The sequence below is a fragment of the Herbaspirillum sp. Her2 genome (assembly GCF_057961375.1).
On sequence record NZ_CM176331.1, the window covers coordinates 846994 to 863520 of the forward strand.

Annotated in this window: 11 protein-coding genes; 8 read left to right on the plus strand and 3 right to left on the minus strand. The window is 64.0% G+C overall.

Annotated features, from left to right (window positions below; translation table 11 throughout):
- Nucleotides 1-177 precede the first annotated feature (177 nt).
- Entirely contained in the window at nt 178-1245 is a 1068-nt protein-coding gene (locus tag ACWHXP_RS03915; RefSeq protein WP_039784832.1) for a 1-aminocyclopropane-1-carboxylate deaminase, read from the minus strand.
- 198 nt (nt 1246-1443) lie between these two features.
- Between ACWHXP_RS03915 and ACWHXP_RS03920 the strand changes: the two genes are divergently transcribed.
- The gene (locus tag ACWHXP_RS03920) at nt 1444-1905 is read left to right on the plus strand and encodes an Lrp/AsnC family transcriptional regulator (RefSeq protein WP_017454720.1); all 462 of its coding nucleotides are present in this window, start codon (nt 1444-1446) and stop codon (nt 1903-1905) included.
- A gap of 67 nt (nt 1906-1972) precedes the next feature.
- Complete coding sequence (pip, locus tag ACWHXP_RS03925; protein ID WP_121042198.1) at nt 1973-2941, plus strand: prolyl aminopeptidase; 969 nt, start codon at nt 1973-1975, stop codon at nt 2939-2941.
- A gap of 93 nt (nt 2942-3034) precedes the next feature.
- Here the strand turns inward: pip and ACWHXP_RS03930 are convergent, their stop codons facing one another.
- Complete coding sequence (locus ACWHXP_RS03930) at nt 3035-3559, minus strand: MarR family winged helix-turn-helix transcriptional regulator (RefSeq protein WP_489634452.1); 525 nt, start codon at nt 3557-3559, stop codon at nt 3035-3037.
- A gap of 191 nt (nt 3560-3750) precedes the next feature.
- Between ACWHXP_RS03930 and ACWHXP_RS03935 the strand changes: the two genes are divergently transcribed.
- The 4 genes from ACWHXP_RS03935 to ACWHXP_RS03950 all read left to right on the plus strand — a co-directional run bounded on the left by ACWHXP_RS03935 (nt 3751) and on the right by ACWHXP_RS03950 (nt 12663).
- Nucleotides 3751-4956 carry an HlyD family secretion protein gene (locus ACWHXP_RS03935; RefSeq protein WP_489634451.1) on the plus strand — a complete coding sequence of 402 codons (1206 nt, stop codon included), beginning with the start codon at nt 3751-3753 and terminating at the stop codon, nt 4954-4956.
- Complete coding sequence (locus ACWHXP_RS03940) at nt 4953-6500, plus strand: MDR family MFS transporter (protein WP_489634450.1); 1548 nt, start codon at nt 4953-4955, stop codon at nt 6498-6500. The genes ACWHXP_RS03935 and ACWHXP_RS03940 overlap by 4 nt, the downstream gene beginning before the upstream one ends.
- Nucleotides 6500-7978, plus strand: coding sequence for an efflux transporter outer membrane subunit (locus ACWHXP_RS03945; RefSeq protein WP_489634449.1), 1479 nt, complete (start codon nt 6500-6502; stop codon nt 7976-7978). The genes ACWHXP_RS03940 and ACWHXP_RS03945 overlap by 1 nt, the downstream gene beginning before the upstream one ends.
- 467 nt (nt 7979-8445) lie before the next feature.
- Nucleotides 8446-12663, plus strand: coding sequence for a S8 family serine peptidase (locus ACWHXP_RS03950; RefSeq protein WP_489634448.1), 4218 nt, complete (start codon nt 8446-8448; stop codon nt 12661-12663).
- Between the two features lie 80 nt (nt 12664-12743).
- Here ACWHXP_RS03950 and ACWHXP_RS03955 read toward each other — a convergent pair whose 3' ends face one another.
- Nucleotides 12744-13655 (minus strand): LysR family transcriptional regulator, encoded by a 912-nt coding sequence (locus tag ACWHXP_RS03955; RefSeq protein ID WP_489623273.1) that lies wholly within the window; start codon nt 13653-13655, stop codon nt 12744-12746.
- 335 nt (nt 13656-13990) lie between these two features.
- Here ACWHXP_RS03955 and ACWHXP_RS03960 point away from each other — a divergent pair, with 335 nt between their 5' ends.
- The gene (locus ACWHXP_RS03960; RefSeq protein ID WP_489634447.1) at nt 13991-15529 is read left to right on the plus strand and encodes an ABC transporter substrate-binding protein; all 1539 of its coding nucleotides are present in this window, start codon (nt 13991-13993) and stop codon (nt 15527-15529) included.
- A 71-nt stretch (nt 15530-15600) separates the two neighbouring features.
- Nucleotides 15601-16518, plus strand: coding sequence for an ABC transporter permease (locus tag ACWHXP_RS03965; protein ID WP_121042182.1), 918 nt, complete (start codon nt 15601-15603; stop codon nt 16516-16518).
- Nucleotides 16519-16527 lie beyond the last annotated feature (9 nt).

The window sequence follows — 16527 nt, forward strand, 5'->3', positions numbered from 1 at the left end:
GGCTTTGATGCCGATCAAGCGCGTGGATACATCGGGCAAAAATGCCCTCGCAGGCGGGAACTTGCCACGCAAAAACGACACAAGCCCCGGCCTGCTTGAACAGGCTGGGGCTTGGTGTGCAGCGTGGCGGATATCCGGATCGCTATCAGGATATCCGCCTGTGCGCGGGGATTCCGCTTACTCCTTGTAACGCGCTTCGCGGGCCAGCTTGGTCAGGTTTTCCGGATCTTCGAAGGCCTTGTAATAAGCGTTCAGTGCCGGGGCACCGCCGAGGTGGGCATACAGCACGCGCTGGCCCTTGAAATGGCCCTTCTTGGCCATGTCGATCAAGCCATCGATGGATTTTCCTTCATACACCGGATCGGTCAGCATGGCTTCCATTTCGGCGGCGGTACGGATGGCGGCGATGGTCTGCTCGCTCGGCAGGCCGTAGGCCGGGCCGCTGTAGTCGGGGATGATCTCGATGTCGGCATCGCGCACCACCACGCGCTGGCCCCCCTTGGCGGCGATCAGTTCGCTGGTGTCGTTGGCGATCTTGGTGACGGCGCGGCGGGTCATGGCTTCATCGTCGGCGGTGTCGATGCCGATCACGCGGCGGCGCTTCTCCTGGGCGGCGAAACCGACCACCATGCCGGCCTGGGTGGAACCGGTACAGGTCGCCACCACGATGTTGTCGAAGAAGATGCCCAGCTGCTGTTCCTGCATCGCCACTTCGTCGGCGAAGTTGGCATAGCCCAGGCCGCCCAGCGGGTGGTCCGACGCGCCGGCCGGAATCGCATAGGGCTTGCCGCCCTTGGCGCGCACTTCTTCCAGGGCACGGGCCCAGGTGTCTTTCTCGGTGGTGGAGTAGCCATAGCCGCCCATGATCGGGTTGCCGCCCATGATGCGGGTCAGCAGGATGTTGCCGACCTTGTCGTAGACCGGATCATCCCATTCCAGCCAGGTTTCCTGCACGGTATAGGACTTCATGCCCACGGCGGCAGCGGCCGCGCAGACCTGGCGCGTGTGGTTGGACTGGATGTTGCCGATCGAGACCAGGGTGTCGCAGCCCTTGGCCAGGGCATCGGCCACCAGCCATTCCAGCTTGCGGATCTTGTTGCCGCCGAAGGCCAGGCCCGAGGAGACGTCATCGCGCTTGGCCCACACTTCCACGCCCAGCATGGCGGACAAGCGTTCCAGCTTGTGGATGGGGGAGGGGAAGAAGCCCAGGGTCTTGCGAGGGAAGAGTTTGTCGAGTGCCAGCATGGAGTGCTCCGGTTCAGTTGGATGGTCGAAAGGGGTCCGAATCTGGTTCGATTCATGGTGAATCGCCGGGATCAACTTTACGCCGGAGGATTAAAATGGTGCTTCCGAATTTATGGCATGATTCGTGATGAAAAAGCGATGTAAATTATTTCATGCAAAGAAAATTGCGATAAACAAGATTTAAGAGAAAGATTCATCATGTCACTGGACCGCATGGACAAGCGCATCCTCAAGGCGCTGCAGAAGGACGGCCGCATCGGCAATGCCGAGCTGGCCAAGAAGCTGGGCATGAGCGCCACCGCCTGCTGGAACCACACCAAACGGCTGATGGATGAGGGCTATGTGAAGGAAGTGCGCGCCATCCTCGACCCCGAGAAGCTGGGCCTGCCGGTGCTGGTGACGGTGGGCGTGGTGCTGGACCGTTCCACTCCCGAAAGCTTTGCCGAGTTCGAGAAAGCGGTGCGCGAGATCGCCGCCGTGCAGGAGTGCCTGCTGCTGGCCGGGGAATTCGACTACTGGATCAAGCTGCGCGTGAAGGACCTGCAGGCCTTCAACCGCCTGCACGCCAATACGCTGCTGCGGCTGCCGGGCGTGCGGCAGTTGCGTTCATTCTTCGTGCTCAACGAAGTGAAGAACAATCCGGAACTCGTGGTGGAATGAGGACTCTGCGTTCCTTTCACGCCCACCCTATACTGCATCTTTTGTCTTCACCCTCAAGGATCTGCTGATGACCACTTCTGCTCCTGCCACCCTGCGCGGCCTCTATCCTCCCATCGAACCGCATGACCACGGCCTGCTCGACGTCGGCGACGGCCACCAGGTCTACTGGGAAGTCTGCGGCAACCCCAAGGGCAAGCCGGTGGTCTTCCTGCACGGTGGCCCCGGTGGCGGTTGCGGTCCTTCGCACCGCCGTCTCTTCAACCCGGAGAAATACCGCATCGTCCTGTTCGACCAGCGCGGCTGTGGCCGCTCGCTGCCGCATGCCAACCTCGACGCCAACACCACCTGGGATCTCGTGGCCGACATCGAGCGCCTGCGCGAACTGCTGGGCATCGAGCGCTGGCAGGTCTTCGGCGGCTCCTGGGGCAGCACGCTGGCGCTGGCCTACGCGCAGACCCATCCGCAGCGCGTGACCGAACTGGTCCTGCGCGGCATCTTCCTGTTGCGCCAGGCCGAGCTGGATTGGTACTACCAGGAGGGCGCTTCGTGGATGGTGCCGGATCGCTGGGACGAATTCCTGGCCCCGATCCCGGCCGCCGAGCGCGGCAACCTGGTGCATGCTTACCGCAAGCGCCTCACCGGCGACGACGAAGCCGCCAAGCTGCAGGCCGCGCGTGCCTGGAGTCGCTGGGAAGCCAGCACCATCACGCTGGTGGCCGATGAACGCCTGATCGATTCCTTCAACGATGCGCAATTCGCGCTGGCCTTTGCGCGCATCGAGAACCACTACTTCTTCAACAAGGGATTCATGGAGGAGGGACAGTTGCTGGCCAATGCCTCGCGCCTCGAAGGCATTCCCGGCGTCATCGTGCAGGGCCGCTACGACCTGGCCACCCCTGCCAAGTCGGCGTGGGACCTGCACCAGGCCTGGCCCGGTTCGCAATTGCACCTGATCGACAGCGCCGGTCATGCCTACAACGAACCCGGCATCCTCGATCAGTTGATCGCGGCCACCGATCGATTCGCCGAACTGTGATGCCATGGCGGTGAACGCGGCCAGCGATCTGGCCGCGCAGTCTGTCTGACGCTCTCCTTTGCGGGAGCGTTTTTTTTTACCTGTTCGTTCGTTTCAGCTTTTCTTGCGGCTGCGTTTGGCGGGTAGCTCATCCGTTGCTGCGGCTGGCACAGGGGCGTTCGAGGAATACACCTCTTCCAATTCAGCTAGCCGATGGTTGAGTTTACCCAATACAGTGGTCAGCGCCCCGATTTCCTCTTGGCTCAGGGCAGCGAACAGTCCGTCGATGAAGGTTTTTTTCACCGGCTCCGAGGCCCGCAGCACTTCTTTTCCTGACGCTGTCAAAGCGATGTATTTGACCCGGCGGTCAGTGGTGTCGCCATTGCGCTGGACCAGTCCGTCGCGCTCCAGGGCATCGATGGCCTCGGTGATGGTGCGCGGCGCGAAGCCAAAGGCCGTGGCCAGGTCGGCCGCGCGCACCGGGCTGTTGCGTTCGATGTGGCCGAGCATCTTGTTGCGCGCCAATGAGGCTCCTTCGCCGGCCATGAGCTTGTCCAGCGTGCGGTGCGAGCGGATGTAGAAGTCGCGCAGCGCCTCGGCGGCACTGCTGCTGTCATCGTTTGTAAAGCCTGTAGACATGATTTTTCCAGATACCATATCATATGGTACCTCATTATTTTCCCCGTTCGGTTGGGGAAAGCTGTATTGACCCCGTATTGCCACTGTATTGGTGCTGGCGCGCGAAGTGTATTGCTCCGTATCAATACAGTGTTGCCCAGTGTATTGATTCAGTTAGCAGCCCTCCGCGCCCAGATATTAGGATAAAAAAGATGACCGACGCCACACCCAGCAACACACCGAGCACTGCAGAAGCCAGTCCCTCCCGGCCGGATGCCTCCACCAACGGCAGCAACAAGAACAACGCTCCCAAGAAACGCATGAGTCCGCGCGCCCGCTTCATCCTGCGTACGCTGGGCTTGCTGGTGCTGGTGATCGTGGCGGCCTGGGTGCTGTACTACCAGTTCCGCGGCAAGTATCTGGAGAGCACCAACGATGCCTTCGTCCAGGCCGACAGCGTGACGGTGTCCTCCAAGGTGACCGGCTATGTCGACCAGGTGCTGGTGGCGGACAACCAGATCGTCAAGGCTGGCCAGCCGCTGGTGCGCATCGATGCGCGCGATTATTCGGCGCAAGCCGCCCAGGCCAAGGCCCAGATCGACGCCGCCAGCGCCAGCGAGGAAGCTGCCCATGCCCAATTGGCCGAGCAACAGGCCGCCATTGCGCAGGCCAAGGCCCAGCTTGCCTCAGCCGATGAAGATGCCCGCTTCGCTACCGCAGAAGTGGAGCGCTACACCCCCTTGGCGGCCTCCGGTGCCGAAACCCGTGAACGCCTGACCACCCTGCGCAACCAGCAGGCCCAAGCCCGCAGCACGGTCGCCGCACGTCGTGCTGCGCTCGATGCGGCGCAGCTGCGGGTACGCTCGCTGCAGGCCCAGGTGCGCCAGGCGCAGGCCCAGGGCGAGACGGCCAAGGCGCAATACGATGCTGCCAGCGTCAACCTCGGCTATACCGAGATCCGCGCCGCCGTCGATGGCCGCATCGGTGACAAGCAGGTCCGCGTCGGCCAGTTCGTCTCGCCCGGTACGCGCATGATGACCGTGGTGCCGACCCGCTTCTACGTCTCGGCCAATTTCAAGGAAACCCAGATCGGCATCATGCGCATCGGCCAGCCTGCCATCATCAAGGTCGATGCCTTGCCGGGCGTGGAATTCCACGGCCATGTGGAAAGCCTCTCGCCGGGTACCGGCGCCCAGTTCTCGCTGCTGCCGCCGCAGAATGCCACCGGCAACTTCACCAAGATCGTCCAGCGCGTGCCCGTGCGCGTGGCCGTCGATGCTACGCCGGAAGAAACCCGTGCCTTCGTGGCCGGCCTGTCGGCGACGGTGGAAGTCAACACCATCGCGGCCAAAGATGAATTGCGTGAACTGCGCGAACGCAACAGCGAGACCAACGCCACCCGCAAGGAGTCGCAGTGAGCGGCGCGGCCCCCGCCCAGCCGGAGAAAGCCGATGCCTCCGCCTGGCTGGCGGTTGCGGCCGGCACGCTGGGTGCGCTGATGGCCACGCTGGATATCTCCATCGTCAATTCCTCGCTGCCCACCATCCAGGGTGAAATCGGAGCTTCAGGCACTGAAGGCACCTGGATCGCCACCGCCTACCTGGTGGCCGAGATCGTCATCATCCCCATGTCGGCCTGGCTGGAACGGCTGCTGGGATTGCGCGTGCTGCTGCTGACGGCGGCCAGTCTCTTCACCTTGTTCTCGGTGCTGTGCGGCCTCTCGACCACGCTGCCGATGATGATCGTGGGCCGGGTCGGACAGGGTTTCACCGGTGGCGCGCTCATTCCCACCGCCATGACCATCATCGCCACGCGCCTGCCGCGTTCGCAGCAGCCGGTCGGCAATGCCCTGTTCGGTGCGACCGCCATTCTCGGTCCGGTGCTGGGGCCGGTGATGGGTGGCTGGTTGACCGAGAACGTCAGCTGGCACTATGCCTTCTTCATCAACCTGCCAGTGGGTGCGGCCCTCATCACCTTGCTGCTGGTGGCCATTCCCTATGAACGTCCCAAGTTCGAACAATTGGCTGAGGCCGACTGGTTCGGCATCGCCGGACTGGCACTGGGGCTGGGTGGGCTGACGGTGGTGCTGGAAGAGGGCGAGCGCGAGCAGTGGTTTTCCTCCCCGGATATCCGCTGGCTGGCGGCCACCTCCGTACTCGGCTTCATCCTGCTGGCCATCGGACAGGTGCGCGCGCGCCATCCTGTGATCCAGCTGCGGCTCTTGCGCGACCGCCAGTTCGGTTCCGTGGTGATGATGGCCATGATCGTCGGCGTGGCGCTCTATGGCACGGCCTACGTGATCCCGCAATTCCTCTCCGGCATTGCCGGCTACAACTCGCTGCAATCGGGCTGGATCGTGCTGCTCTCGGGCGTGCCGATGATCCTCATGATGCCTTTCACGCCCTTGCTGATGCGGCTGGTGGATATCCGCATTGCCGTGGGCACCGGCTTCCTGCTGCTGGCCACCTCGGCCTTCATCGAGACCGACCTGAGCCCGCTGTCCTATGGAGGCTCCTTCGTGGCCTCGCAGCTGATGCGCGGGGTGGGCACGGTGTTGGCGATGCTGTTCCTGAATCAGGCGGCGATCCGCTCGGTGCCGCCGTCGCAGGCCGGGGATGCATCCGGCCTCTACAGTGCCGCGCGCAACCTGGGTGGCTCGCTGGCGCTGGCAGCCATTGCCGTGATCCAGGACCAGCGGCTGTGGCTGCACAGCCGCCGCCTGGAAGAAAGCCTCAACGCCAATTCCGACCTGGTGCAGTCCGGCATCGCCGCGCAAGCCCATCTGCTGGGCGGGCAGGATGTGGCAATCCAGCTCATGGGCGCGACCATCCAGGCGCAGGCGCTGACCATGACCTATGCCGACCTGTTCTGGATGCTGGGCGTGGCCATCCTCTGCGTGACTCCGCTGGTGCTGTTCCTGCGCCCCTTGCCGACCAATGCCGCACCGGTGGCTTCTCATTGATGATCAACATGGACAAGACTTCCTCTTCCTTCCCGGCCGTGCGCCTGATCGCGCTGGCGGCCGCCGCGCTGCTGGCCGGCTGTTCCGCCCTCGGACCGGACTACGCCGGCCCGCCCGAAGCCGCCCCGCAAGCGGCACACAGCCAGCAATTCGTCCGCGGCGGCGACAGCGCCAATAGCGCCGCGCCGATCAATCAATGGTGGCAAGGCCTGGGCGACAGCGAACTGAACAGCCTCATCGAGCGCGCCCTGCAAGCCAATCCAAATCTGGGCGTGGCGCGTGCCCGTCTGCAGCAATCGCGTGCGGGGCTGGCGCTGGAACAGGCCAATGCCGCCCCCAGCGTCGGTGCTTCGGCCCTGGCCGGACATGCGCGCCTGCCGCCGGCCAACCTGGGCGCGCTGACCGGCGGCTCCAGCTCCGGCAATGGCTCGCCGACCAGCGCCAATCTCTACAGCGTGGGTTTTGATGCGAGCTGGGAGATCGATCTTTTCGGTGCCCGCCGCCGCGCGGTGGAAGCGGCCACGGCCACGGCCGATGCGGCGCAGGCCTCGCTGGCCGATGTGCAGGTGAGCCTGGCCGCTGAAGTGGCCAATGCCTACATCAGCCTGCGCGACCGCCAGCTGCGTCTGTCGCTGGGCCAAGAAGCGGTGCAGGCGCAGGAGCAGATGCTGCAGCTGACCGGGCAGCGTGTCGAGCGCGGCACGGCCTCTTCGCTGGATCAGCTGCGCGTGCAGAACCAGCTTGATGCCAGCCGTGCCGACCTGGTCCCGCTGCAGGCCGAGCGCGATGCCTACCTCAACCAACTGGCCACGCTGCTGGGACAGGAGCCGGGCACGCTGGACAGCGAACTGGCGGCCACAGCCCCCGTGCCGCTGCCGCCGCAGCAGGTGGCGGTGGGTGATCCGGTCTCGCTGCTGCGTCGTCGTCCTGATGTCCGCGCTGCTGAACGCACGCTGGCCGCCGATACGGCCAAGATCGGCCAGGCTGAAGCGGCGCGCTATCCGAGCCTGAAGCTGTTCGGCGTGATCGGGCTGGGTGGAACACAACCTTCGGACCTGACGCGCCTGGATGATTTTGCGGCGCTGGGCGCACCCATGCTGAGCTGGAATTTCCTCGACTTTGGCCGCGCCAAGGCACGTGTCACGCAAGCAGAGCGTTTGCGCGACGAGGCCGAGATGAAGTATCGCCAGTCCGTGCTGGAAGCCCTGCGCGATGCCGAGGATGCGCTCTCGCGCTTCCGCTATGGCCGGGTGAGCGTGGCGACCATCGCGCGTTCCAAGGTCTCTGCCGACCGTGCGCTGGTGTTGGCGCGGCAGCGTTATCAGGCGGGTACCGGGACGCTGATCGAAGTGCTCGACACCACGCGGCAGCAGATCACCGCGCAGCAGAATCTGTTGCAGGCCGAGGCCAATCTGACGCGCAGTTTTGTGGGAATTCAGAAGGCGCTGGGGCTGGGGTGGTCGGAGGAAGCGCTCTGACATGCGGCAGCCGATACGGGTGATGAGCCCCGTATCAGCCACCTCCGTTTTCTCCGTTTTCTTCACATCGCCGCCGGCTGCAATGCCTGCGGCGATTTTCTTATCCGCTCTTTTGCTCGGTGCCTTTGCATGGACGGCACTGACGCTTCTTCCTTTTGGCAGTGACCCGCAGACGGGTTTCGCGCGTCATCCTTCCTTCCTTCCTTCCTTCCTTCCTTCCTTCCTTCCTTCCTTCCTTCCTTCCTTCCTTCCTTCCGTCGCCCCCTCACCAGAGGTACGACGCTTCACCTCCCTCCGCCCTGAACAGCACCAAAAGACAATGTCCAGAAAGACCTTGTCCCCCGACAATGCGCCCCTACAAAAGCCGGTCCGAACCGGCACCAAGGGGCGACGACAAGAAGGACGGGGGACGGGTTTGCCTTCCCGATGACCCGGCCAATTCCAAAAGATCGACCGAGGAAGGGAAGATGAAACACAAAAAGAAGCAGGACAAGTCCGCCTGCACCACGCCGCCCGCCGGCTTGCGCCTACACCGTCTCTGCACCGCCGTACTGCTGACCCTGAGCCCGGCCCTGAGCCTGCCCGCTGGCGCCCAGAGTTTCGTCAACTACGATGGCAGTACCACCACCGACGCTGCCGCCGCCCTGGCCAGCTGGACAGGCAACAAGGAATTCCAGACCGATTGGGGGCTGGGGGCCATGAATGCCCAGTACGCCTACGCGGCCGGCTTCTCGGGCCTGGGCATCAAGCTGGGCGCGGTCGATTCCGGGCTATTGCTGTCCCACGCCGAGTTCGTCACCCGCAACGTCAAGGCCCTGGCCGTCACCGGCACCTACGCCAATGACGGTTCGCAATATCAGGACGGCAGCCAGGCCTGGAAAGCAGGGGACGCCTTCAGCACCACCGGCGCACTGAGCAAACTCAACGACAAGCACGGCAGCCACGTCTCCGGCACCATCGCCGCGGCCAAGAACGGCGCGGGCATCATGGGGGTTGCCTTCGCCAGCGACTACCACATCACCAATACCAACGGCACCGACAGTTCGGTCTATGGCGTGAACGTGGACTACAACTACTTCAAGGCAGCCTACGGCAACCTCGCCAATGCCGGTGTGCGGGTCATCAACAGCAGCTGGGGCAGTGCGGATTCGCGCGATGACTTCGGCAGCATCGGCGGCGTGGCCGCAGCTTACGAGCGCCTGCAAGGCGGTAACAAGAAAAGCTGGCTGGACGCCGCCGCCGATGTGGCCAAAGAATCCAACACGCTGATGGTCTGGGCGGCCGGCAATACCGCCAAGGCCAACGTCAATATCCGCTCGGCACTGCCTTACTTCCGGCCGGAACTGGAGCAGAACTGGATCGCGGTGGCCGCCATCAACGCCAGCTCGGTGCTGCCCAGCTTCTCCAACCAGTGTGGACTGGCCAGGTACTGGTGCGTGTCCGCCCCCGGCTCGGCCATCACCAGTCTGAACATCAATTCCGACACCGACCTGGTCAACGCCTCCGGCACCTCCATGGCCGCCCCGCACGTGACCGGCGCACTGGGGCTGCTCATGGAGCGCTATCCCGACCTCGACAACCAGGCCATCCGCACCATCCTGCTGACTACCGCCAAGCATCTGGGCAGCGGTCCGGCGGACGTGCCCAATGCCATGTTCGGCTGGGGCGTGCCGGACCTCAACAAGGCCTTGAATGGTCCGGGGCAACTGCTGGGCGTGTTCAACGCCAACATCGCCGCCGGCCGCAGCGACACCTGGAGCAACGACATCTCCGAAGCCGCGCTGATCCAGCGCAAGAGCGATGACCGTGCCCAGCTGGCAGCCCGTGAGGCCGCCTCGCCGGATGCCCTGCAGGCGGCCGCTGCCAGCGCGGCGGTCCAGATCGCATCGAATGTGGAGAGCGGCTATGGCCAGGCCATGACACTGGTGCAGACACGCGCGCAGCGCAATGCCACCTTCCAGGCCAGCAAGAAGAAAGAGGACAACACTGCCTTCCAGCAAGCCGACAAGGCAGTCGCCGCCAATCCGCTGGCAGCGGCGCTGCTCAAGCAGTCCGGCAGCGGTCCCACGCTGAGCAAGGAGGAGTTGATGGCCAGGCTGATCGCCGCAGATCCGGCCACGGTGGCGCTGGGCGACTATCACGCCCAGGCCACCTATCTCGACGCCGCCCGCAAAAAGACCGATGCCGATTACGTCGGCAGCCTGGTCAAGACAGGCGAGGGCAGCCTCACCTTGTCGGGCAACAACAGCTATTCGGGGGGCACCCGGCTGGAAGGCGGCACGCTCGGCGTGGCGTCTTCCACCGCGCTGGGTACCGGCCCGCTGGCCATGTCCGATGGCACCACCTTGCGTGCGGCGGCCGACCAACTGGCCTTGGGCAATGTGGTCAGCGTCAGTGGCGAAGGGCGCTTCGATACCCAGGCTTTCACGCTGACGCTCAATGCCGGCATCGCCGATGGCCGCAGCAGGGGCAGCCTGGTCAAGCAGGGGGAAGGGACATTGCACGTGCTCGGTCCGCTCAGCTACAGCGGCAACACCACCATCGCCGCCGGCACATTGAGCGTACCGGCCTTCAGCCTGACGGCGGACCAGACCCTGACCGTGGGCGTGGCCAGTGCCAGCCAATACGGCAAGCTGGCAGTCACCGGGGCGGCCAGCTTTGCGCCCGACGCGCACCTGGCCGTGGATGTCTACAAGACCGCCAGTCTGGGAAGCGGCCAGACACTGGCCGGCGTGGTCACGGCCGGCAGCCTCACCGCACCGCGCCTGAATGTCACGGACAATTCCCTGCTGTTCGACTTCAAGCCTGTGGTGTCCGCTACTGCGCTTGACCTGAACATCGTCGACGCGACCAGCATTCAGCAGGTCGCCCAGGCGGTGCTGACGCCGGATGCGGGGGGGACACCGACCCCTGCCATACAAGCAACGGGCACGCAGCCGGCCGCTACACCTGCTCCGCCCGTACAGCCAACGAACACGGATGCGTCCAGTACACCGGCTTCAACCGTACAGGCGACCAGCACGCTGGCGTCCAGTACACCTGCGCCAGCCGTACAGGCAACTGGCACACTGGCATCCACTACGCCAGCGCCTGCTGTACAGGCAACTGGCACACCGGCATCCACTGCGCCAGCGCCAGCTGTACAGGCCACGAGCACTCAGGCGTCCACTCCACCTGCACCAGCTGTACAGGCCACGAGTACTCAGGCGTCCACTCCACCTGCACCAGCTGTACAGGCCACGAGCACTCAGGCGGCCACTCCACCTGCACCAGCTGTACAGGCAACGAGTACTCAAGCATCCATTGCACCGGCTCCAGCTGTACAGGCTACGACCACCCAAGCGTCCACCACGCAAGCTCCAACTGGTCCGGCCGCAAATAAACCAGTACCGGCAGCGCCAGTGGCACCGGCATCCTCACCAGCAGCACCAGCAGCACCGGCATCCTCACCAGCAGCACCAGCAGCACCGGCGGCACCGGCTGCAGCATCGGCAGCACCCGCAACCCCTGCAGCAGCATCACCGGCTCCAGCGCCCGCCCCCACAGTGCGCCCCTCGGCCACACTCATCGCCGCCGCCACGGCCGCTGCACGGGTCGCCCCGGTACTGGACCGCCAGATCCGGCAGCCCTCCACGGCGGACATGGCCCAGGTGGTCACTGCCCTGGGCCGCATGCCCGACCCGGAAAGCCTGCTGCGTGCCGCCAGCCAGACCCTGCCCAGGGACGTCAGTGCCAGCGCCATCCGTGGCACCATGGCGTCCCTGAACCGCGTCATCGCCACCCGCACCGAGAGCGGCAACATGGGCAGCGCAGCTGCAGGCAGCGGCGTGTCCTCAGGCGAGGCAGGCGGCGACCGCCAGGTGTGGATCATGCCCTTCGAGTCGCGCACCAACCAGGGCGACCGTGGCGGCGAGTCCGGCTTCAGCGCCAGCACTTCGGGCCTGGCCGCCGGTGCCGAGATGGAGTTCGACAGCGCACGCGCCGGCCTTTCCTACGCCTATGCCAGCACCAGTGCCAGCGGCAATACCGCCATCACCGGCACCGGCAGTCGCAGCCGCATCGAGTCCAACATGGTGGCCCTCTACGGCAGCTTCCCGCTGGGAGAGATATCACTCGGCTGGCAAGCCGACCTAGGCCGCAACGGCAACCGCCTGGACCGCCAGATGCAGTTCGGTGGCCTCAACCGCATCGCCAGCAGCCGCTTCCAGAGCTGGCATGCGCATTTGGGCACGAATGTATCGTTCACGCTGCCGCTGAGTGAAGCAATGAGCCTGGTACCGGCCCTGCAGCTCGACTACACCCGCCTGCAAAGCCCGTCCTACGCCGAGAACGGGGCAGGGGACCTGAACCTGTCGGTGCAGGGCAAGCGCAGCCAGGCCCTGTTGCTCGGCACGGCGGCGCGTTTGAATTACGCGCTGACGCCAGGTTCGCAGATCAGTACCTACCTCGGTGCCAGCTATGACGTCATCAACGATCGCGATGACCTGGTGGCCACCTATGCCGGTGCGCCGGGCCAGTCCTTCACCACGCCCGGACCCGCTCGCTCGCCGTGGTTTTTGAAGGCGGGTGTGAGCTATCGCTTCAAGCTGGTGGAAGCGGCCGACATCTTGCTGCGCTTCGATGCCGAAGGCCGCAGCGGTTTCATCAACCAGTCGGCGGCGATCAAAGCCAGCTGGCGCTTCTGAGCGATGCACTGACCTGCTGAAAAGCTGAAAGAAGAAACAACGCGGCCGCTCCTGTAGCGGCCGCGTTGCGTTGTTGCGTTTTACAGGTCCTTGCTCAATTCCGCGACCAGATAATCCAGGAAGATCTCGACACTGCGCGGCAAGGTCCGTCCGGCCAGCGTCTGTACTTCCACAAAGCGGCCATCGGTCGGACAGTCGCGGATCGGCCGCATGGTCAGTTCACCGCGCTCGATGCGGTAGCGCACGGTGACGTCGCCGGTGATGGAGAGCGCGTCGTTATCGAGCACGTAGTTGTGCAGCGACTGGATGTAATTGCTGGTCATCACCGGTTCGATCACCACTTGCTGGCGGCTGCAGGCGATGTCGAACAATTGCCGCAGCGTCGTGGTCGGGTCGGGCAGGGCCAGGGGATAGGGTTTGAGCTGGCCCAGCGACACATGGCGGAAGCGCGCCAGCGGATGATCGTTGCGCATCACCAGCGCAATCGGGCCGGGCTGGCGGTGCACGACCTTGATCTCCGGCTCGGGCAGTCGTGCGAAGGTCAAGCCGATGTCGGCATTGCCTTCGCGCACCTGGCGCGACACGACTGCCGGCGCGCCCACGAAGAGCTGGAACACGAAGCCCGGATATTTTTTCTGGAAAGCGTTGATCAGGCGCGGCAGGAAATCGATCGCAAAACCTTCCGAGGCCGACAGCCGCACACGCCCGCTGCGCAAGCCTTTCAAGGCCTGCAGGTCGGCCACCACGCGGTCGGCTTCAAGTGCCATCTTGCGCGCATGCGCGGCCAGCATCTCGCCACCCGCCGAGAGCACCATGCCGCGTGGACGGCGTTCAAACAGAACCGTATCGAGCGTTTCTTCCAGGCTGCTGATCTGGCGGCTGATGGCCGAGCTGGCCACGTTGAGGCGCTGCGAGGCTTCGCTGATGGAACCGCAGCGGACTACTTCGAGAAAGTAGCGCAGCGCGGTGTCTTGCAGTTGCTGTGATTTCATCCGGTGACTCCTTCCGTCCTGACCAAGGCTGACCGGCACTTTACCCGGTCGGTGCAAATAATTTCGCGCTTTATTTGGTGCGTGCTTCACGGCTTTGGTGCAGTGCTTGCGGGCTGGGCGCGCACTGCGATGCTGCACCTGCTCCACGCCCCGCAGCCCAGCAGCGATGCGGCTTTTGCCAGGGTGGTCTCATTGTGGTGCAGCATTTTTGCGTTCTGGATTCGGCAACGCAGGCTTAGAAATTTGATGATTGTGGCATCGATAAATCCTAGCCTAGTATCAGCCCCGACGTCGCGATTTTTTCTAAATTGTCTTATTCGAACGAAGGGGCAGGAATGAACGCACTACCGAAATCCCTCATGCGCTGGTCACGTTGCGCGGTATTCATGGCGGGGGCCATGAGCGCGATGGCAGCCCATGCCGGCAAGGCCAACGACACCCTCATCTACGCTTCCGACAGCGAAGTCGAGAACATCAGCCAGTACCACAACAACCTGCGCGAAGGCGTGATCCTGGCGCACCTGATCTGGGACACGCTGATCTATCGCGATCCCAAGACCAACGAGTACAAGCCGCAACTGGCCACCGCCTGGAAGTGGGAGTCGCCCACTGCGCTGGTGCTGGATCTGCGCCAGGGCGTGCAATTCCAGAACGGCGACAAGTTCAGCGCCGACGATGTGGTGTTCACCTTCAACTACGCCGTCTCGCCGGAATCCAAGGCGGTCACGCGCCAGAACACCGACTGGATCAAGAGCGTCGACAAGCTGGGCGACTACCAGGTCCGCATCAACCTGAAGGGACCATTCCCCGCTGCCCTCGAATATCTGGCCGGTCCGCTGCCGATCTATCCGGCGGCCTACTTCAAGAAGGTCGGGCTGGAAGGATTTTCCAAAGCTCCCATCGGTACCGGTCCCTACAAGGTCACCAGCGTGATCCCGGGGCAGGGCGTGACCCTGGTCAAGAACGGCAACTACTTCAAGGACAGCCCGCAAGGCCAGCCCTCGATTGGCAACATCAAGTTCGTGGTGATCCCCGATCCGGAAACGCGTGCCGCGCAGCTGATGACCGGGGCCATCGACTGGATCTGGCGCGTGCCGCCCGACCAGGCCGATTCGCTCAAGACCAATCCCAAGCTGACCGTGCAGAGTGGCGAGACCATGCGCGTGGGCTTCATCACCCTGGATGCGACCGGCACCTCCGCGCCCAATTCTCCCTTCAAGGATGTGCGCGTGCGCCAGGCGGTCAATCACGCCATCAACCGCAAGGGCTATGCCGAGAACCTGATGCGCGGCGGCAGCCAGCCGGTCTATACCGCCTGCTTCCGCACGCAGTTCGGCTGCGACAGCAATGCCGCCATCAAGTTTGACTACAACCCGGCCAAGGCCAAGGAGCTGCTGGCGGCGGCCGGTTATCCGAACGGCTTCGATACCGACATCTACGCTTACCGCGAGCGTGAAATCGCCGAAGCCATCATCGGCGACCTGCGCAAGGTCGGCATCCGCGCACGGCTGCATTACATGAAGTTCGCGGCCCTGCAGACCGAATACCGCAGCGGGAAGACACCCATGAGCTTTTATTCATGGGGCTCCTTCTCCATGAACGATACCTCGGCCTTTGCCGGCGTCTACTTCAAGGGCGGGGCCGATGACATCACCAAGGATCCGCAATTGCAGCAGTTCCTGCAGACCGCCGATACCTCCATCGATCCGGCTGTGCGCAAGGCCAATTACACCAAGGCGCAGGAACTCATTTCCAAACAGGCTTACGTGGCACCGATGTTCTCCTACTCGACCTTCTATGCCTTCAATGCGCAGTTGAAGTTCCAGGGATATCCGGACGAGTTGCCGCGCTTCTACGAAGCCTCCTGGAAATAAACCCGGTGGCGCACGCCCTGCGTGCGCCGCTCCTGACGTCATCCGCCCAGCTTTTGCAAGGAAGGATCGCCATGTTGATCTACCTCCTGCGCCGCCTCGCCATCGCCTTGTGCGTGGCGCTGACGGTGTCCGTCGTCAGCTTTACCTTGCTGCATCTCTCCGGCGATTTGGCGGTCTCCATCGCCGGGCCGGAAGCCACGGCGGCCCAGGTCGAATCGGTGCGTACCCAGTTCGGCCTGGACCGCCCGCTGACCACGCAATACGTGGACTGGCTGGGCCGCGCCGTGCAGCTCGACTTCGGCAAGTCCTTCTACTTCCAGGGGCCGGTGATGGAAATGATTTCCGAACGCCTGCCCATCACCTTCAAACTCGGCGGCAGCGCCTTGCTGCTGGCGATCCTGACTGCCATTCCATTGGGCGTGCTGGCGGCGCTCTATCGCGATACCTGGCTGGATCGCACGGCGCTGCTGATCGCCGTGGTGGGGCAGGCCATGCCCAGCTTCTGGTTCGGCCTGACGCTGATCCTCCTCTTCGCCGTCACCCTGCACTGGCTGCCGGTGGCCGGCAACGAGAGCTGGCAGCATTTCATCCTGCCGGCCGTGGCGCTGGGCTACTACGCCATGCCGGCCATGATGCGGCTGACCCGCTCGGGCATGCTGGAGGTGCTGGGCTCGGACTACATCCGCACGGCGCGCGCCAAGGGGCTCTCCAAATCGCGGGTGGTGTTCAAGCATGCCCTGCGCAATGCGGTCATCCCGGTGGTGGCGCTGGCGGCAGTTGAGCTGGGGTTCATGCTGGGGGGCTCGGTGGTCATCGAGTCGGTCTACTCGATGCAGGGCCTGGGGCAACTCGCCTGGGACGCCATTTCGCGCAACGACTATCCGGTGGTGCAAGCCGTGGTGCTGATCATCGCCATGTTCTATATCGGCCTGACCTTCCTGGCCGATGTCATCAATGCGCTGCTGGACCCGCGCATCCGTACCCGCTGATCTTGTCTG